Origin of the sequence: Parasphingopyxis sp. CP4 (assembly GCF_013378055.1) — a bacterium.
Taxonomy (GTDB): Bacteria; Pseudomonadota; Alphaproteobacteria; order Sphingomonadales; family Sphingomonadaceae; genus Parasphingopyxis.
The window spans coordinates 1,594,679-1,613,811 of record NZ_CP051130.1; the positions used below are offsets into that span (position 1 = coordinate 1,594,679).

Annotated in this window: 12 protein-coding genes and 1 tRNA gene; 6 read left to right on the top strand and 7 right to left on the bottom strand. The window is 55.7% G+C overall.

Annotated features, from left to right (window positions below; genetic code table 11):
• Window positions 1–6: 6 nt before the first annotated feature.
• From HFP51_RS07690 to HFP51_RS07715, 6 genes are all read right to left on the bottom strand, one after another.
• Window positions 7–2,961 (bottom strand): ATP-binding protein, encoded by a 2,955-nt coding sequence (locus tag HFP51_RS07690; RefSeq protein WP_176875180.1) that lies wholly within the window; start codon window positions 2,959–2,961, stop codon window positions 7–9.
• A 5-nt stretch (window positions 2,962–2,966) separates the two neighbouring features.
• Window positions 2,967–4,013, bottom strand: coding sequence for a DNA cytosine methyltransferase (locus HFP51_RS07695; protein ID WP_218135287.1), 1,047 nt, complete (start codon window positions 4,011–4,013; stop codon window positions 2,967–2,969).
• Window positions 4,014–5,644: 1,631 nt separating this feature from the next.
• A complete protein-coding gene (locus HFP51_RS14810) occupies window positions 5,645–5,827 on the bottom strand; it encodes a helix-turn-helix transcriptional regulator (protein ID WP_370462906.1) in 183 nt (60 codons plus the stop codon).
• 25 nt (window positions 5,828–5,852) lie between these two features.
• Window positions 5,853–6,707: a hypothetical protein gene (locus HFP51_RS07705; protein WP_176875182.1), complete on the bottom strand. Its 855-nt coding sequence runs from the start codon at window positions 6,705–6,707 to the stop codon at window positions 5,853–5,855.
• On the bottom strand, window positions 6,704–7,933 hold the full coding sequence (locus HFP51_RS07710; protein ID WP_176875183.1) for an integrase arm-type DNA-binding domain-containing protein: 1,230 nt from the start codon (window positions 7,931–7,933) through the stop codon (window positions 6,704–6,706). Before HFP51_RS07710 ends, HFP51_RS07705 begins: the two co-directional genes overlap by 4 nt.
• A 177-nt stretch (window positions 7,934–8,110) precedes the next feature.
• Window positions 8,111–8,198, bottom strand: a tRNA-Leu gene (locus HFP51_RS07715).
• 123 nt (window positions 8,199–8,321) lie between these two features.
• On the opposite strand from HFP51_RS07715, the gene HFP51_RS07720 reads away from it, so the two are divergent.
• The 3 genes from HFP51_RS07720 to HFP51_RS07730 are packed head-to-tail and all read left to right on the top strand — an operon-like array spanning window position 8,322 to window position 11,385.
• Window positions 8,322–9,266: a complex I NDUFA9 subunit family protein gene (locus HFP51_RS07720; RefSeq protein ID WP_176875184.1), complete on the top strand. Its 945-nt coding sequence runs from the start codon at window positions 8,322–8,324 to the stop codon at window positions 9,264–9,266.
• 33 nt (window positions 9,267–9,299) lie between these two features.
• Window positions 9,300–10,364 carry a TIR domain-containing protein gene (locus HFP51_RS07725; protein ID WP_176875185.1) on the top strand — a complete coding sequence of 355 codons (1,065 nt, stop codon included), beginning with the start codon at window positions 9,300–9,302 and terminating at the stop codon, window positions 10,362–10,364.
• 4 nt (window positions 10,365–10,368) lie between these two features.
• Entirely contained in the window at window positions 10,369–11,385 is a 1,017-nt protein-coding gene (locus HFP51_RS07730) for a toll/interleukin-1 receptor domain-containing protein (protein WP_176875186.1), read from the top strand.
• Window positions 11,386–11,391: 6 nt separating this feature from the next.
• Here HFP51_RS07730 and HFP51_RS07735 read toward each other — a convergent pair whose 3' ends face one another.
• Window positions 11,392–12,186: an undecaprenyl-diphosphate phosphatase gene (locus HFP51_RS07735; protein ID WP_176875187.1), complete on the bottom strand. Its 795-nt coding sequence runs from the start codon at window positions 12,184–12,186 to the stop codon at window positions 11,392–11,394.
• A gap of 205 nt (window positions 12,187–12,391) precedes the next feature.
• On the opposite strand from HFP51_RS07735, the gene HFP51_RS07740 reads away from it, so the two are divergent.
• Genes HFP51_RS07740 through gltB form a run of 3 tightly spaced genes read left to right on the top strand, consistent with a single transcriptional unit; the run spans window position 12,392 to window position 19,073 of the window.
• Window positions 12,392–13,858 (top strand): NAD(P)-dependent oxidoreductase, encoded by a 1,467-nt coding sequence (locus HFP51_RS07740; protein WP_176875188.1) that lies wholly within the window; start codon window positions 12,392–12,394, stop codon window positions 13,856–13,858.
• Complete coding sequence (locus tag HFP51_RS07745) at window positions 13,855–14,568, top strand: DUF2059 domain-containing protein (RefSeq protein ID WP_176875189.1); 714 nt, start codon at window positions 13,855–13,857, stop codon at window positions 14,566–14,568. The genes HFP51_RS07740 and HFP51_RS07745 overlap by 4 nt, the downstream gene beginning before the upstream one ends.
• Entirely contained in the window at window positions 14,565–19,073 is a 4,509-nt protein-coding gene (gene gltB, locus HFP51_RS07750; protein ID WP_176875190.1) for a glutamate synthase large subunit, read from the top strand. The genes HFP51_RS07745 and gltB overlap by 4 nt, the downstream gene beginning before the upstream one ends.
• The last annotated feature ends 60 nt before the right edge of the window (window positions 19,074–19,133 follow it).

Here is a 19,133-nt window from a genome sequence, read left to right on the forward strand (position 1 = left end):
GCCCCCCTAGCCTTTAGACTTAGTAATTAGGAATTTGGCCCCCTTGATCGTGCGATCATTATCAAGAGCCAGCGTGTATCCTTGCTTCTCCAATACCGCCCGGGAAATATACAATCCCATGCCTCTTCCTGAAGGCTTTCTCGTGAAACTCAGCTCGAATATATTCTCGCGATCGCGAAGTTCTACGCCTGGCCCATTGTCGTGAACGATGAATGATCCGTTCTTGTAGTCGAGCTGTATTTCTCTTTTTTTGTCTTTTTTGCCACTCAACCAATAGATTGCGTTGTCGATCAGATTCACGAAAACCGGATACATTGTCGACGGATACTCGTGCACCTTTGCTTTGTTAAAAGCAGCCGTCGCACGCAGACGAACCTCATGCCGTTTGAAGCGGACCTCAAACAGATCTTCGAGAAAATCTGAAATGTTCTTCCCGGTAATGTCCACCCTGTTCTGATAAATTCGACGGTCAAGGGGAGTGAACAATGACAAGTAGCCATCCAGATGGTCAAAGCTGACGCGCATCTCTTGGTAAAGTGGTGCGAAATCCGGATTTATTTCGGCCCACTTGTTAAGCCGTCGAAATCCATTCCTAAGAGACCCCACGGTTTTTTCGAACTCATGATTGATGGTGTTTATTGCCAAACCAATCTGGGCAAGTTCAAGGTTTCTGTCACTCTCTCGCCGAAGCTCTTCTACCTGAGATTCAAGGGCGTCGGTAAGTTCGATCGAACTATACCCCTCCTGCCAAGCCTGGCTAACCAGGGCTATCTGGTCTCGCAACCGAACCAAATTTGCTTGCTCAGCTTCAAATGCATCGGTCAACTTGTTTTCATACTCACCTCGAATCTTGGAGAATTTTTCTTCTTCCAGGTCCTTCGAATCTAAGTCCGATAAATCTTCGATTATCTGCTTTATTGTGGCATCAATCTCCGAAAAGCTCTTCCGTGCAATAGTTCGCACTTTTGTGCTTATTTCTTCTATCGATCCCTCGGCTTCGGACTGCAGGGCACCTAGAAGTTCCTTAGACTGCCGACCTTCAAACTTGATTTTCTCTTCTAATCGAATCGCTGGCTGAAGAGGAATTTTAGTTTCTTCAACTTTTTGCGAAATAATCCGCTCTAGCTCTCGTTCACGAGGAGCTATTATCTCCTCCTCTACGTGCTGAAACTCTGCAAAGTAGGATGCCCATTCTCCTCGCATTTGTGCGCTTGTCACAAGGCCAGGAGGTTTCTCAATGGTGATTCTGGCTCGAATTGCTCCAACTTTCGCTAGCTGCTCTTTTTCCAGGCGAAGGAAGGAAAGCGCTTTCGTCTGCGGTGACGACTTCCTTCTTGATAAACTATCAAGCTTCGAGTTCGTTTCCGCCAACAAATCGTCCATCTCTTTCGTCAGCAAATTCGCGTCATGATTTTCAAAAAAGTCGTTCAATTGGCGAGTCAGTTTGGCCTTTCTTGCGTTACGTTTCTGTTCGCTCGCTTTTCTGATTTCATGGAGACGTTCGAACTCGGCTCTCCGACCAATGAAGCTCTCAGAAAACTGGCCTGATTGCCTAAAAAAATCTCCGGCGGTTTGAATGAAGAAGTTGATCAAAATCGAACGAAACTCTCGGAATGCGAGATTTTCTCTGAATCCTTCGCGGCCCGCTTTCTCCATCAAATGTGGATTCTGAGCGCCCGTCAGATCTATGGCCCCCATAATTCGTCGATAAGAATAGATGTAGTAAGCGGCACCCTGTGAACGTCTTTGTTCAATGTGCAGGAAGTCGTAATCAGAATCGCCGTAGGGCTGAACTCTGATTCCATCCCGGTAGATGTAAAGACCACCAATACGTTCCAACTTCTTTTGAATTTGAACATACTCGTCCGGCGGGACTAACGAATTTCGTGCTTGGCCTTGAAGATACGCAAATGAAAAATTGAATGGTCCACACTGCGTACGCCGTCCTTTTGAATCGGACCAGTTTAATACGTATGGTTCAGGCTCAGTTTGGTAGATCGCTACCTCACCCTGGAACTGCCCATACTCGTCGAACCTCCCAGTGAAATGGTGGTCGACCATCTCATATTCATCCGGTGTGAAGAAAGCTTTATTGCCGATTACCTCAATTGGATCACCTTCGTCTCTGTGATCGCGAACGCGAGTTTCGATCACCGGTTTGGCATGACCCGGCGACATTGTGTTTGTGAATCCAATTAGACTTCTTTGAAATCGAGTAACGCCGTTCTCCTCATCATCGAGATCGCTCTCGATTATGTCATCGGCCGGGCGAATGAAAAAGTGAGTCCCGCAGCCTTTACCAGTCAAATTTGGATCGCCAAGAAATTCGAAATACGCGCTCGGATCGATGTCAAACGCATCCATTTCTTTTGCAATTTTCGCGATTTGACTCGCAAGGGACTTTTTCGACACTTCATTTAGCGCGTCTCGAGCTTCCCCGACCATCTCTAATACATCTTCTTTGGTCGGCAACGTTCCTCCTTTGATTTCTCGAACAGGAATCACGGCGTCTGAAATGTCCAATCCAGGTAATTCGAACCAGCCCCAATGCACGTATGCAACGACCGTTTTCTTATGGGGAACTCCTTTTACTCGAGCTCGTGTGATGACAAGAACCTGAGGTCCGATAAGAGCGATGGCAAGACGACCAATGCCTTTTTCCCCCAAGATGGGTCTTTTCTTTTTCTTTCCGTCCGAGGGAGGCGGCTTTAACTCTCCGCCTTTTAGCTTGCTGTCTGTTCCGAGTGTAAGCCAACGTTTCTCGAAATCCTCAACCGTCATTCCGAGACCATCATCTCTCAAGACAAACAGTCTATCTTCACGATAATAATCCACCTCGACGGTGTTGGCGTATGCGTCATGAGCATTCTTGAATAGCTCACTGATCGCTGTCGGTATGCCAGCAATTTGCTGACGACCCAGCATATCAACAGTTCTGGCGCTGACATTAAACTTGGCCATAGGTATCAGCCCAACCTTTCAGTTGAATGCTGCATACAAGTATCTCCAAGAACCTTAGCCAACCTAACAGGAACGGCATTGCCGATCTGTTGAGCCGTTTCGTTGGGCGTTCCGCAGAAGATGAAATCATCGTCGAAAGTTTGAAGCCGTGCTGCCTCCCGCACGCTAATCGCTCTGGCTTGAGTAGGGTGTCCAAATCTTCCATTCGACAAACTGATACAGCGTGTCGTCATAGCGGCTGCGGGTCGATCCTTGTGCAAACGACCATAGACATCTGTGTGGCCGCCATGGTTCTGGTGGCATCGAAGTTTCAAATCTTCAGGCCAGTCCAATCGCCCCCCACCTTCTGGTGTTGCGTCAATTCGTTTTAGGTTCAAATCTGAGAGATTCGCAGCTACATGATTTGGAATATCAGGATGTTTCTCGCCTGCCGCAATTGGGGGCAAGTCTCCAATCCAAGTCCAAACTTTCTCGTATTCTGGACAATCCCGCCCGGGGCCATGCGTTGGTTCCGGAATCGTGATTTCACCCATCAAACTTGCAACCATTACCAGCCGCCGACGCGACTGAGGCACGCCATAGTCTTGTGATCTAAGGATTTGAACATCAATCCGATAGGACAGCGAACGTAATAGCTTCAGAAATCGGCCCAGTGCGCCCTGATCTTTCCTAACTTTCTGTAGCCCAGGAACATTTTCGACCAAAATATATTCTGGACGAAAAGCCCTAACGAACCGGTGCAGTTCGTCGAGCAAGTTCTTACGCTTATCCCTAACCTTTTTGGCTGTGTTCTGCTTTGTGAATGGCTGACACGGCGCGCACGCGGCGAACATCAGCGGGACGGTTCGATCCCGCGGCAGCAATGGCACCAAGTCATAGTATTGGAACGTCTGAATATCGGCTTCAAAAAAGCAAGCTTCTGGAAAATTCCGCTCAAAAGTCCGGCCCGCTTCAGGATCAAAATCAATGCCAGCGACAATTGACATTCCGGCTTCTCGAAGGCCGGCACTGGTCCCTCCGCATCCACAAAAAAAGTCCACAACATCAATCATGCGGAAAGCCCAAACCGGTCATATGTTCGACCATCCTCACATTTTTGGTGCCGAAGAACAACCCGGGCTGCTCCGCGAAATCGAAAGGTATCACGCGTGTCCACTATAAGACCTAACGGATTGCGGTCTGGATGTTACACAGCAAGATCCGTGGCAGAGCCGCTGGGGTCAGGCTAGATTTCGTTCAATGGCGCGACTTAGCTCGTTTTCGCATTCGATACGCAATAACTCATGGCGAGCTTTGTGTCTGGCAAACGTGGTTCGCCACATGCCCTTTGGACGCTGCAGGGGGGCATCGTAGCCAACTCTGCTACCCAAACGACGTTGCAGCTTCTGGAGCTTCGTATACGGCCGGTAACAGGCACTCTCGCGCTGTGACTGGTATCCGAGTTGCCATGATGCTCGACTGGCAAATGTGGCGGCACCGACTGGACAATACAGCTTTTGGCAACGTAAGCCGTTGAGAGGACACTCTATCCACCATCGCCGACCACCGAAATGAGGCTCCGTAAAGACAAGACCAAAAACCTGACGGCGTTCGCGCCTGTCGCCAGTCGAGCGGTCCAAGAACGTGAACTGTAATGCTAAGTTGGAATCGTTGAGATCCCGCATGTCGCATTCAAAACGGATGCAAGCCAACTGCTCTCCATCGCTTTTCCATTGCAACGTTCCTGAGATGTATGAGCCAACCACAGCAAACCCACTCCGGCACAAATGGGCAATATCAATTGAATAGGCGTTCTCGGCGATAGGCCTTCCGACATGCCGTCCTGAACCAGTTCCTCCCACTTTCTTCCACCTCCTTTGCACGCAATAATTTTGGTGCTCGCCAGATCGCTACTAATACCGAATGCGGTCCAGTTCGTCCTAAACGCGACTGTTTCATCCATTTGAATCAAATGGCAGCAGATCGTCAGCTTACTGGATTTTGACCGCAGTCACATTTTCCTAAATCAATTGCGAGTTTGACGAGATTGAAGCAGTGACGATTGCTGAGGGCCAATGGCTTAGATGTATATGTGTCCTGAATAACTGGACCGACATTCTGGTAATTGCGCGTCTGACGTCCGGGAAAATCGGACCAGAATCACAAGATTCTTGATCGTTGTCCGGCATAATCGGACCGAACAGCCTGATATGCCGGACCGCAATCTATAGCGGCCTCCATCTAGCGAACTCGCGTGTAGGCGTTTGGTCATTCGTTCTCTCCCAGGTCAATGCCCATTCTGTAGCCCGACTAGTGCTAGGATCTTTCACATTGAAACCTCCCTGCTTGACTGCAGTTAGGAACCCTTTTTCAATAAGCTCTTTGAAGTAACGGCCGGCTGTATCTTTGTCAGAAATGTTGATTGCCACACATGCTTGCCGAACGCTCATAACTATACGCCCGTTGTTTCGGCCGTTATATTTTCTGATCACTTCGACCAGAAGCGCGCGGGGTCCAGCCTTAAGGCTCCGATATGCAGCGCTGTCCTGCACGGAATGAGGTAGGCGCGTGAATGTGCGTTTGTTGCGGCCTTTTCTGTTTGGCTTCCTGTTGTGATTTGTCACAAGATTTCCATCGCATTCGCGCTCAGCAAGCCTGCAGCGGTTCTACGCAAGGAAGCGAGCGAATAACCTAGCATGACCGGTTACTGCGCTGGTAAATTGTTGATCCATTGCTGGACATCGCATTCTGCAATTCGGGTCGACCGGCCAATCTTTCGAAAAGGCAATCGTCCGGCTTTGTTTTCGCGGTATGCGGTCGAACGCCCCACTCCGAAACGTTCGCAAAATTCGTTGATCGTGATGAACCTATTCATTGGTGCCTCCATGATTGTGGATGCAACCTGACTAAGCTCAACGTTCCCCGTTGCGCCAAGGGTATCCTAAAGGGTGGATTGCCCGAATTAAGTTCACCCTTACCTCTTCGATACGCTCCCGGCGCGCCTCCTTCAGCAACCCGGTAAGATTTGGCACTTTCTCGATCCGCAACGTGAGGCAGGCAATCCGGTTAAAAAAATTCGCCCATGGGCCCAGTCTTGGCTCACCATTTTCATCTGGCCAGTTATTGATCGTTGCCTCTCTTCCATAAGCTTTCTCGAAGATGAGCGCCAACTCGCGCGCAAAAGCTAACCGGCGCTTTCTCTTTTCGGCAGACCGCCAGCGAGGAGGATCATCCCGGTTGCAAAGAGCATCGGATGCTGCGCGCATATAGTCCTCCAGCTCAAGCATCCCGCACACCATTCTACGAAACTTTCGCCAGTCCGCAGATCCCGATGCAATCTCCTTACTACTTTCGACCCAGCAACCTTTCTTGACCGCATCCAATCGATCCAAAGCGTCAAACTCAATGCTCTTCGGCAATTCCGTGTCGAGTCGCTCGTCCTGATCATCATACCGGCTGTATTGGCGGAAAACGCTTTCGGCCCAGCTGCTCCGCGCGGCGAAAAGGGTCTTAGCATTTGCGATCGCATCGGCGATTGATTGAATTTCTCGCCTAACAGCATGTTGACCCGGATACTCGTCTATCTCTTCCTCGGTGCCAATCGAGCAAAAGAATGCCTTGCGAATAGATCCTGCTAGCCAGCGACTGCTACGCTCTGTCGGCAACTCAAAATCCCTAAGGGCGAATTCGACCGATTCCGGCGTAATATGCTGAAACCAATCGAGCTGATTGGAGAGCCAAGAAACATGATCCCCGGTTTCACTCAAACCCTATTCCCTTGCCGATCGAACGGAACAACCTCACCCCCCTCTTTCAGGCGACTCAGATAGTCACTCCACCATTGCAGCATCTGGACCCGCTCATCCCAATAGTTGCCACGACTATACGCGCCACGCACTGCATCGCTGTCTCCATGCGACAACGCGCGTTCTATGGCATCAGGATTCCACTTGCCGCTTTCATTCAGAAATGTTGACGCGGTCGCGCGAAAGCCGTGCGCTGTCACCTCGTCCTTCGTGAAACCCATGCGCCGCAATGCGGTATTGACCGTATTCTCACTCATAGGCCGATTGGGCGTGGAGAATGACGGAAAGACATACCTGCCGCCGCCAGATATCTTCTTCAGTTCGCCAAGCAAGGACAGCACCTGACTGGAAAGCGGGACGGCATGAGGGCGCCTTGCTTTCATCTTTCCTGCTGGAATGCGCCAGATAGCGGCATCCAAATCAATTTCCTCCCATTCGGCATGACGCAATTCTCCGGGACGCACAAAGACCTGAGGTGTTATTTGAAGGGCAAATTTCGTGATGGGGTGCCCATCATAATCATCAATCGCCCTAAGGAGAGCGCCGAGTTTTCCTGGAACAAGAACGGCAGCATAGTGCTTAGGCTTAGGCGTCACCAAAGCGCCACGGAGTGCAGCGGCCGGATCGTGCTGGCCGCGCCCTGTCCAGATGGCATAGCGGAACACCCTACTGGCAAAGCCACGACATTTCTTAGCAGTTTCATAGGTGCCCTTGGCTTCTAGCCTGCGCAATGCGGCAAGAAGCATCTGCGGATCGACATCCGCAATCGGTATCTTGCCAATCGCCGGCGACAGCAGCCTCAAATGCCATCGTGCCTTTTCAATCGTGCGCCTTGCCCTGCCTTCGCTCACCATTTTCTTTTCGATAAATTCCAAAGCAATTGCTGCAAATGTGTTGGCAGCTTCAAATTGGGCGGTAGCCTTCAGCTTCTTGCGGTGAACCGACGGATCGATGCCTTCGTTCAATTGCCCTCTGGCTTCAGCAAGAAGCTCGCGAGCCTTGGCCAAACTGACCTCAGGCCAGGCTCCCAGTGCGAGCCGCTTCTCCTTGCCGGACACACGATATTTCCAGCGCCACAATTTGGAACCATTAGGAAAAACCTCGATATACAGCCCTCTACCATCGGCCCTCTTGAATGGCTTGTAGGCAGGTTTGAAGGCCCTAATCTCTGCGGCGGTTAGTGCCATTAGTGGGTATTCCCCCTGTTGACACGTCGGCGCAGCCCCTCGAATGCCCCCAACCATGCCCCTGAATGGCGCGGGTTTTGGGGGCATGACCAGAGATGTCCTGAAACAGCCATGGAATGGAGATGCCCTGAGTTCTCAGGTTTTGCAAGCAGTCTGGGATACTGAGACACACACTGCTGGTGCCCAGAAGAGGACTCGAACCTCCACGTCCGCAAGGGACACCAGCACCTGAAGCTGGCGCGTCTACCAATTCCGCCATCTGGGCCCACATCCGCAGCGAATTGCTCGCCAGAACGCAGGTTGCGCGCTATGATCGCCGATCGAGCGCTTGTCAATGTGCTGGTTAAACGTCATTGGGACACAGCAATTCCGAAGGAGCTGATTTGCGATGCAGGACAGGCTGGTAACAATGTTTGGCGGCGGCGGTTTTCTGGGCCGTTATGTCGCCCAGGATCTGCTGCATGCGGGGTTCAGAATCCGTGTGGCAGAACGGCATCCGGAAACCGCCTTTTTCATCAAACCGATGGGCGGACTGGGTCAGACGCAGTTTGTTGCGGCTGACATAAGAAAACCTGCCACGCTTGCCCGCGCGGTCGAAGGCGCGGATGCGGTAATCAATTTTGTCGGTATCCTGGATGGCGATTTCCAGGCCTTTCATGTGGATGGCGCGGGCAATGTAGCTGAAGCAGCCAAAGCCGCCGGGGTGCGCGATTTCGTGCAGATCTCGTCGATGGGTGCCAGCCATGATGCGGCGTCGACCTATGCACGCTCCAAAGCAGCCGGAGAAGGTGCGGTTCGCGAAGCGATGCCCGATGCTGTCATCATGCGGCCATCAGTGGTGTTCGGCCCGGAAGACGGGTTCATCAACCGCTTTGCATCGCTCGCGCGTATGGCCCCCTTCATGGTGCCGGTGATGCGCAGCGAAACCAAGTTCCAGCCGGTCTATGTCGCCGATGTCGCCGATGCCGTCGCAACCGTGCTCGCCGACCCGGCCCAGCATCGCGGCAAGACATTTGAACTGGGCGGTCCGCAGATACTTTCGATGCGCGAAATCAACCAGTTCATCCTCGATAGTATCGGGCTATCGGACAAACCGATTTTCGATGTGCCGGATGCGCTGGGCAAGATCATGGCGCGGATGGGCTTCCTGCCCGGCGCGCCGATCACCTGGGACCAATGGCAAAGCTTGCAGACGGATAATGTCATGCCCGATGACGCCGAGGGATTTGCCGAGCTCGGCATCCAGCCGCGGCCGCTGGCAGCTCTCGCCGAAAACTGGCTGGTCCAATATCGCACGCTCGGGCGCTTTGCGTCGCAGGTCGGAGAAGCCTGATCCGGTCGGTCCGCCTGACCCAGGAGGATGGTCGTGGCTGATACCAACAGCGCGTCTCGCCCGGTCGTTTTCATCAGCCATCACAGCTCGCATGAGCAATCCGCACGGCGCCTCAAAAAGATACTCGATCGCAATGGGTTGGCCGGCTGGATGGCTCCAGACGATGTACCGCCCGGCACGGCATTTGACGATGCGATCGTCAACCAACTCGGCAAGTCCGATGTGGTCGTGCTGCTGTTCAGCAAGGGATCGGATGCCTCACGCCATGTGAAGCGCGAGATGATCCTCGCCGATAATCAGGGCGTGCCCGTTTATCCGATCCGGCTCGAAGAAGTGCCAGCCGATGGACTTGCCTATTGGCTGAACGACCATCAATGGATCGACTGGTTCGACGGCAAGGATGCAACGATCCAACGCGCGATCGATGCGATCCGCGAGCAGATCGCCGAGGCCGCCGGTGCCAGCCCGGATGCGATTGCGCCCGATGATGTACGCGGCTTTGCCGAACGCCTGCGCCGACCGCGCGGGTCTTACACGCGCAGCATCTGGCAGCGCCGCATCGGTTGGACAGCGCTTGCCGCCGGTGCGCTCGCCACCGCCTATGTCGCGGCCCCGCAGCTTGGCATTTCGGTCGGCGAGGAAGCCGCAGCTGAACCGTTAATCCGCGCAGGGTTATGGGAGACCCGGGTCGATGTCAGCCGGATCCTCCGCACCGAAAACCCCGATGCGGATGCCATGCGGCTTTGGGAAGCGGCCTTTGAATCCGAAGCACCGCAGGTGTGCGTCACGGCCGAAGAAGCGCAGATGCCGGGTATCGCCTTTTTCGATCCGGATGGCCGCAATCAATGTACGCTGGTCAACATCGCAATGGCCGACGGTAACTTCACTCTGGCCATGGAATGCCGGCCGAACAGCCTTGAGGGTGACAATCTCAACCTGGCGATGGACGGACAATATACGACTGAGGGCTATGTCGCCGACGCTGAATATGCCTATGATCAAGATACGGATCGCGAATTTCGATTTCTCGTCCGCCAGACCGCCCGATATTTGGGGCCATGCGGCGATGAAGAGGATAGCGCGATAACAGGGGGATAGTCTGATGAGTGATGGTGGGGCTAAACGACAACCGACGGCGTTTATCAGTCATCACAGTTCGCAGGTGGAAACCGCACGTCGTTTGAAGGTCATCCTCAGTCATCACGGTATTATCGGCTGGATGGCACCCGACGATATCAATCCCGGCCAACCCTTCGACAAGGCGATCGTGAACCAGGTTCGCCAATCCGATCTCATCATTTTGCTCTTTTGCGAACAATCGGACCAGTCACGCCATGTGAAGCGCGAGCTAATGATGGCCGAAGACGCCGACAAGCTGATATTTCCGGTGCGACTGGAAGACAAGGCGGCGGACGGTCTCGCCTATTGGCTGAACGATTATCAATGGATCGACTGGTTTGACGGTGAGGATGATACGATCACCCGGATGATCGAGACGATCAAAAGTCAGGCCGATGAGCAAACCACTTCGCCCATCGCCAGCAGCACCGCACCACCCTTGCAGCCGGCAGCCAGTGCGACTGCTTCAGCGCCGCCGGTCGCGCCCGCTCCTGCGCCGAGCTCGGGATCGCAATGGCCGGTGCCAATTGTATCGGCCGTAATTGTAGCCCTGATCATGCTTGTCGGCTTCTATTTCATGACGCGGGACGGCGATTCCGACGCGCCGGTCGAAACCGCCGCAGCCGAGACAGCCGACGAAGATGCATCGGAAAATAGTGCGAACGACACGCCCGACCCGGCCCCCGCCACGACACCGCCACCCATGCCGACACCGATCACTACGCCGCCACCCGCCCTGCCCTCACCCGGCAATGGCGACTTTTATGTCGTGGTCGGCAGCTTCCAGCCTGGCGATCCGGCCGCAAACCAACGCGCCAGCGATTTCGAAGCCTGTTCCGGAATCACACCAATTGTTGGACCGTCCGATAGTTATGCCGGCTTTGCTCCGGGACTCATTGTCGTGATGGCCGGCGGATATTCCGATGCGCGGGCGGCCAATGCCGTACTGTCCCAATCACAATCCTGTGTGGTCGACGCCTTTATCCGGCAAGCGCGCTAGGAACCGTCAAAAGGCCCAGAGCAGCCCGATGCCGAGCAATACACGATAGACGACGAAGACCATCATCGATGCCTTGCGCAGGAAGCGCATCAGGAAGGCCATGGTGAGCAGTGCAGCGACAAAGGTCATCCCGCCGGTGATCAAAGCCTCGCCCAGCCGATCACCACCAGCCTCGATAATCTCCGGTACGATCAACACGCCAGCACCGGCGACAGCGGGGATTGATAGCAAGAAAGAGAAGCGCGCGGCCTCGACCCGATGATAGCCCAGGAAGCGCGCCGCGGTCATCGTTATGCCGGATCGGCTGGTCCCGGGGATCAGGGCCAAGGCCTGGGCAAGGCCAACGATGATCGCATCACGCAGGCTCATATCTTCGTAATTCTTCTCCTGCTTCCCCCAATAATCAGCAGCACCCAGCAACAGACCGTAAATGATAAGATTAGCGGCCACGAGATCGGTCGATCGAAAGCTCTCCAGATATCCGTTGGAACTCAGGAACCATCCAAAGGCGACCGCAGGAATGGTGCCGATGACGATCCACCAGAACAAGCGCCGTTCCACAGGCGCCTCGCCCACCCCGACAGATGCAAAGCCACCGCGCACCAGGCCCCATGCGTCGCGGAAGAAATAGACAATGATAGCGAGCAGCGTTCCGACATGGACGGCAACGTCGATTTCCGGGCCCTGGTCCGGAAACTCGGTGAGGGCTGGAATGAGAATGAGATGTCCCGAGGAAGAGATCGGAAGAAACTCGGTAACGCCTTGGACAATGGCGATCAGCAGCATTTGAAGAAATGTCATGCATGGCCCCTATCACAGCCGATTCCGCTCTGTCTTGCGCTAATTATAGGGCCGTTACGGCCATTATATTTTGGCGCTGTCAACAGATATGCTCCAACTCAATGAAATAATCGGCCATTAGGACAGAACATATGTCCTATATGGTCGTTTTCCGCGTGACTTCGCCGTTTTTCGTGATATCATAGGCGCTTCAACGGAGAATCCGATGGCAGACAATCCAATGCTCAAATTTGTGGGCGTTGAGCAGGCTTATCCTGCGAAACGCGCAGCTGGCGACCGACGCGAAGATTTCGACGAAATCGCGCGCGCTTATGCCATCGAAAAGGCCGAAGAACAGTCGGCCCGCTGCTCGCAATGCGGCGTTCCCTATTGTTCGGTCCATTGCCCGTTGCACAATCACATACCCGATTGGCTCAAGCTGACCGCCGAAGGGCGGCTGCGCGAAGCCTATGAACTGTCCAATTCAACATCGACCATGCCGGAGATTTGCGGGCGCATCTGTCCGCAGGATCGGCTGTGCGAAGGCAATTGCGTGATCGAATTTTCCGGCCATGGCGCCGTGACTATCGGATCGATCGAAAAGTACATCACCGACACCGCGTGGAAGGAAGGCTGGGTCGAACCGATCGAACCGGTCCGCGATCGATCCAACCAGTCAGTCGGTGTGATCGGCGCAGGTCCGGCTGGCCTGACGACGGCCGAATATATGCGCGGCCATGGCTATGAGGTGCATGTCTATGACCGGCATGACCGTGCGGGCGGGCTGCTGACCTATGGCATCCCGGGTTTCAAGCTCGAAAAAGAGATTGTGATGCGGCGGGTGAAGCGGCTCGAAGATAGCGGCATTCACTTCCACCAGGATTTTGAAGTCGGTCGCGATGCGACGCTGGCCGAACTGCGCGACAAGCATGACGCGCTCCTGATCGCGACCGGCGTTTACAAGGCACGTCAGCTCAAGGCACCGGGCGTCGGCACGGATGGTGTAATCGAAGCGCTTGATTTTCTGATCGCCTCAAACCGCAAGGGCTTTGGCGAGAAGGTGCCGGAATTCGACAGCGGCGCGCTCAACGCTGCCAACAAGAATATCGTCGTGATCGGCGGTGGCGACACCGCCATGGATTGCGTCCGCACCGCCGTCCGCCAGGGCGCGAAATCGGTAAAATGCCTGTATCGCCGCGATCGCGACAATATGCCGGGATCGCAAAATGAAGTCCGCAATGCCGAGGAAGAAGGCGTGGAATTTGTCTGGCTGTCGGCGCCCCAGGCGTTTGAAGGCACCAAGGGTGTCACCGGCGTCAAGGCAAGCAAGATGCGGCTGGGCGCACCCGATGCTTCGGGCCGCCGCGCACCGCAAATTGATCCGGGCACGGAGTTCCAGCTCGATGCCGATATCGCGATCAAGGCGCTGGGCTTTGATGCTGAAGACTTGCCGGGCATGTTCGGCAGTCCGGATCTTTCGGTAACGCGCTGGGGCACGCTGCGCGTCGATCACAAGACCATGCAGACCAGCCTCGATGGCGTGTTTGCCGCCGGCGATATCGTCCGCGGCGCGAGCCTTGTCGTCTGGGCGATCCGCGATGGCCGCGACGTCGCCGCGCATATGCACACATATCTCAAGGCGAAGGCGCCCAAAGCAGCGGTTCAAGCCGCCCCTGTGGAGGAATTGGCGTGAAGATAAATATCACCCTCGCGTTCGCGACCGCAGCGGTTATCGGCGCCAGTCCCGCCACTGCCCAGGCACAAACCATCGTTTCGCAAACTGCCGCGCCGCCAACCCAGCCGGCTTATGCCGAGCCGGAGCCCGAACGCATCGAAGCGGCGCGCGAATTGCTCGAGATATTGATGCCGGCCAGCCAGCGTGAGGCGATGATCATATCGATGATTGAGCCGATGATGGCCAATCTGGAGGCCGGCGTGCTGCAATCACCGGAATTGCAATCGGCCTTTACTGATACGCCGGGCGCTGAGGCGCTGTTCCGCGAATTTTTAGTAAGCCAGCGCAGCAGCGAATTGGCGCTTGCGAGAAACAGCCTGCCGACCATGATGGAAGCGATGGCGCGCGCTTACGCCCGGCGCTTCACGCGGCGCGAGATGCGCGACATTGGTGATTTTTTCGAGTCCGGCCCCGGCCAGACCTATCTCGCGCAATCCACCACAATCATGGCGGACCCGGATATTGCCGCATGGCAACGCCAAGTCATGGCGCAGTCGATGCAGCATTTGCAGACGGAACTGCCAGCATTGATGACACGGCTCTCCGAACTTCAAAACGGTGCACCCACAGCCCCCGCCGCCAACCGATCCGTCACCAACAGCAATCTCGACGCGATGCGCGGTGGCGGCAACCAGACGACAGATGCTGAACCGGATACCGAAGAATGACCAATACGCCTGCCCATATCCATCTCGCCGAAAATGGTATGTATCGCCCAGAGCTCGAATCCGATGCCTGTGGCGTGGGCCTTGTTGCAGCGATTGACGGACAGCCATCACGCCGGGTTGTCGAGGCCGGGATCGAAGCCTTGCGCGCGGTATGGCATCGCGGTGCGGTCGATGCGGATGGCAAGACGGGCGATGGCGCGGGTATTCTCGTCGATCTGCCAGCCCGCTTTTTCGACGATGCGATTGCCGATAGCGGTCATCGCCCGATGCCCAACCGGCTCGCTGTCGGCATGGTGTTTCTCCCGCGCACGGATCTGCACGCCCAGGAAATGTGCCGGACCATCGTCGAGAGTGAGATCATCGAGTTCGGTTACTCCATCTATGGCTGGCGCCAGGTGCCGGTTGATGTGTCGGTGATCGGTGAAAAGGCGCAGGCGACACGACCCGAAATCGAACAGATCATGATCGCCGGGCCAATGCCTGAAGATGGCGATGCGGGCGAGTTTGAACAAAACCTCTTCCTCATCCGCAAGCGTATCGAGAAGCGGATCATCGCGGCCCAGGTGCGCGACTTTTACATTTGCAGCCTTTCGTGCCGGAGCATTGTCTACAAAGGCCTGTTCCTCGCGGAATCGCTGGCGACTTTCTATCCGGACCTGACCGATGAGCGGTTTGAATCCCGAATGGCGATTTTCCATCAGCGCTATTCGACCAACACCTTCCCGCAATGGTGGCTCGCCCAGCCATTTCGAGCGCTCGCCCATAATGGCGAGATCAACACCATCCGCGGCAACAAGAACTGGATGGAAAGCCATGAGATCAAGATGGCGAGCCTCGCCTTTGGCGATCATTCGGAAGAAATCAAACCGCTGATCCCGGCCGGGTCGTCGGACACTGCCGCGCTGGATGCCGTCTTCGAAACCATCTGCCGATCCGGTCGCGATGCGCCGACGGCAAAGCTGATGCTCGTCCCCGAAGCCTGGCAGCATGACGATGATATCCCTCAATCGCACAAGGATATGTACGCCTATCTCGCCAGCATGATGGAGCCGTGGGACGGTCCGGCTGCATTGGCGATGACCGATGGCCGCTGGATCGTCGCCGGCATGGATCGCAATGCGCTGCGTCCTTTGCGCACGACGCAGACGTCCGATGGCTTGCTGATCGTCGGTTCCGAAACCGGCATGGTCGTCGTCCCGGAAAGCCAGATTGTGAAGAAAGGCCAGCTTGGCCCCGGCCAGATGATTGCCGTCGATCTTGAAGAGGGTGCGCTGTTTGAGGACTTGGCGATCAAGGACAAGATTGCCGCCGAACGGCCCTATGGCGAATGGGTGAAGGGCTTCAAGACAACCGCAGACCTTCCCAAGCCGAAGCGCAGCTATGCGCCCGAATGGAACCGGGCCGAGTTGCTGCGCCGCCAGGTCGCGGCTGCCCAAACAATGGAGGATATGGAGCTGATCCTCGCGCCGATGGTCGAAACGGCCAAGGAAGCGATCGGATCGATGGGTGACGATACGCCGCTCGCCGTTATTTCCGGAAAACCACGACTTATCAGCCAGTTCTTCCGCCAAAACTTCTCGCAGGTGACAAATCCGCCGATCGATTCCTTGCGCGAACGGCATGTGATGAGCCTCAAAACGCGCTTTGCGAACTTTGCCAATATCCTCGACCGGGAAGCCGAACAGGATAGCGTGCTGGTGCTCGATTCACCGGTGCTGACATCCGAACAATGGGGCGGGCTGAAGGAAGGCTTTGGCGATGTCGCCGCCGAAATCGACTGTAGCTACGAAACCGGCGGGACATTGCGCGAAGCGATTGTGACGGTCCGCAAGCAGGCCGAACTTGCGGTGCGCGAGGGCCATATCGAACTGTTCCTGACCGACGAAAATTGCGGGCCGGACCGGGTCGCCATTCCGATGGTGCTCGCTGCAGCTGCCGTCCATACGCATCTCAAGCGCAAGGGGCTGCGCTCCTATGCATCGGTGAATGTCCGTTCGGCTGAGTGTCTCGACACCCATTATTTTGCGGTGCTGATCGGGGTCGGCGCGACGACTGTGAACGCCTATGTCACCGAAGCGGCGATTGCCGATCGCCATACACGCGGCCTGTTCGGTGATCTCACGCTGGAAGATTGTCTTGAGCGCTATCAGCTCGCGATCGATGAAGGCCTGCGCAAGATCATGTCGAAGATGGGGATCGCGGTGATCTCCAGCTATCGCGGTGGGTATAATTTCGAAGCGGTGGGCCTGTCTCGCTCGCTGGTGAACGAATTCTTCCCCGGCATGCCGGCCAAGATTTCGGGCGAAGGCTACGCCTCGCTGCAACTCAACGCCGAGCTGCGGCACGAATCTGCATGGGACCCGGCGGTCGTCACCCTGCCGATCGGTGGCTTTTATCGCCAGCGCGCAGGCGAAGAACAGCACGCCTTCTCCGCGCCGCTTATGCATCTGCTGCAAACGGCGGTCAGCACGGACAGCTATTCCAGCTATCTCCAATTCTCCCGCGGTATCCGCGATCTCGAACCCGTCTATCTGCGCGATTTGATGGAGTTCAACTATGCCGAACAGCCCGTGCCGATCGATGAGGTCGAGGCGATTACGGAGATCCGCAAGCGTTTCGTAACGCCGGGCATGAGCCTCGGCGCCCTGTCGCCTGAAGCGCATGAAACGCTGGCAATTGCGATGAACCGGATCGGCGCAAAAGCCGTGTCAGGCGAAGGCGGCGAGGATAAGAGCCGCTACAAACCCAAAGCCAATGGCGACAATGCGAACAGTGTGATCAAGCAAATCGCGTCGGGTCGCTTTGGCGTGACAGCAGAATATCTGAACGCATGCGACGAGATCGAGATCAAGGTCGCCCAGGGCGCCAAGCCCGGCGAAGGTGGCCAGCTACCCGGTTTCAAGGTGACGGAGTTTATCGCCAAGCTGCGGCATTCGACGCCCGGCGTAACGCTGATCTCGCCACCGCCGCATCATGACATCTACTCGATCGAGGATCTCGCCCAGCTGATCTACGATTTGAAGCAGATCAATCCGAAAGCGCGGGTCTGTGTGAAGCTCGTCAGCTCAGCCGGGATCGGTACGGTGGCTGCGGGTGTTGCCAAGGCGCATGCCGATGTGATCCTGGTAGCCGGCAACACGGGCGGCACGGGTGCAAGTCCGCAAACCTCGATCAAATATGCCGGTACGCCTTGGGAAATGGGCCTGTCCGAGGTTAACCAGGTGCTGACATTGAACGGCCTGCGCCACCGCATCCGGCTGCGCACCGATGGCGGTCTGAAAACCGGCCGCGACATCGTGATCGCCGCGATCCTCGGCGCGGAGGAATATGGCATCGGCACGCTCAGCCTTGTTGCCATGGGCTGCATCATGGTGCGCCAATGCCATTCCAACACCTGCCCGGTCGGCATCTGCACTCAGAAGGACGAGCTGCGGAAGAAATTTGTCGGGACGCCCGAGCGGGTGATCAACCTGATGACCTTTATCGCCGAGGAAGTGCGCGAGATTCTCGCCCGTCTCGGCTATCGGTCGCTCGACGAGATTGTCGGCCGCACCGAATTGCTGCGCCAGGTTTCGCGCGGCGCGGAGCATCTCGACGATCTCGATCTCAATCCGATCCTCGCCAAGGTGGATGCGCCGGACGATCAGCGCCGCTTCAATATCGAAGGCTGGCGCAATGAAGTACCCGACAGCCTCGATGCGCAGATGATCGCCGATACAAAATCCGTCTTCGAACATGGCGAGAAGATGCAGCTCACCTATACGGTGCGCAACACGCACCGGGCGGTCGGCACGCGGCTCTCGTCCGAGATTACACGGCGGTTTGGCATGTCCGAACTGGCTGACGATCATGTCCATGTTCGTTTGCGTGGGTCCGCCGGACAATCGCTTGGCGCTTTCTTGTGCAAAGGCATCACGCTCGAAGTGTTTGGCGATGCCAATGACTATGTCGGCAAGGGCCTTTCAGGTGGCCATATCATCGTCCGGCCAACCGTCTCCTCACCGCTTGAGAGCAAGGACAATACGATCATCGGCAACACCGTTCTCTACGGTGCGATCTCCGGCAAGCTGTTCGCAGCCGGCCGGGCTGGCGAACGTTTTGCTGTACGCAATTCGGGCGCAGAAGTCGTGATCGAGGGCGCCGGTGCCAATGCCTGTGAATATATGACGGGCGGTGTTGCCGTGATCCTTGGTACCGTCGGCAAGAATTTCGGGGCCGGGATGACGGGCGGCATGGCCTTCATCCTCGATACGGACGATACGCTTCCGCGCCATGCCAACCCGGAGAGCATCGTCTGGCAGCGGCTGGAATCATCGCATTGGGAAGAGCGGTTGCTTGAGCTGATCGGCGAACATGCAAAAGCCACTGACAGCCCCTGGGCCCATTCGATCATCGACGATTGGGATCATTGGCGCGAACAATTCTGGCAGGTCTGCCCCAAGGAAATGATCGACCGGCTAGAACACCCGCTCAGCGACGAAGAAGAAATCGCCGCCGCCGAATAGGCGCTACTGCCTATGTCAGGAGATATCGGCACAGCCTTGCTTTCCTCAACCAAGAACATA

Excerpts from the sequence above, each read along its gene's own strand:
- HFP51_RS07690 (WP_176875180.1), bottom strand. The coding sequence starts at position 2,961 with ATGGCCAAGTTTAATGTCAGCGCCAGAACTGTTGATATGCTGGGTCGT.
- HFP51_RS07695 (WP_218135287.1), bottom strand. The coding sequence starts at position 4,013 with ATGATTGATGTTGTGGACTTTTTTTGTGGATGCGGAGGGACCAGTGCC.
- HFP51_RS14810 (WP_370462906.1), bottom strand. The coding sequence starts at position 5,827 with ATGGAGGCACCAATGAATAGGTTCATCACGATCAACGAATTTTGCGAA.
- HFP51_RS07710 (WP_176875183.1), bottom strand. The coding sequence starts at position 7,933 with ATGGCACTAACCGCCGCAGAGATTAGGGCCTTCAAACCTGCCTACAAG.
- HFP51_RS07720 (WP_176875184.1), top strand. The coding sequence starts at position 8,322 with ATGCAGGACAGGCTGGTAACAATGTTTGGCGGCGGCGGTTTTCTGGGC.
- HFP51_RS07730 (WP_176875186.1), top strand. The coding sequence starts at position 10,369 with ATGAGTGATGGTGGGGCTAAACGACAACCGACGGCGTTTATCAGTCAT.
- HFP51_RS07735 (WP_176875187.1), bottom strand. The coding sequence starts at position 12,186 with ATGACATTTCTTCAAATGCTGCTGATCGCCATTGTCCAAGGCGTTACC.
- HFP51_RS07740 (WP_176875188.1), top strand. The coding sequence starts at position 12,392 with ATGGCAGACAATCCAATGCTCAAATTTGTGGGCGTTGAGCAGGCTTAT.
- gltB (WP_176875190.1), top strand. The coding sequence starts at position 14,565 with ATGACCAATACGCCTGCCCATATCCATCTCGCCGAAAATGGTATGTAT.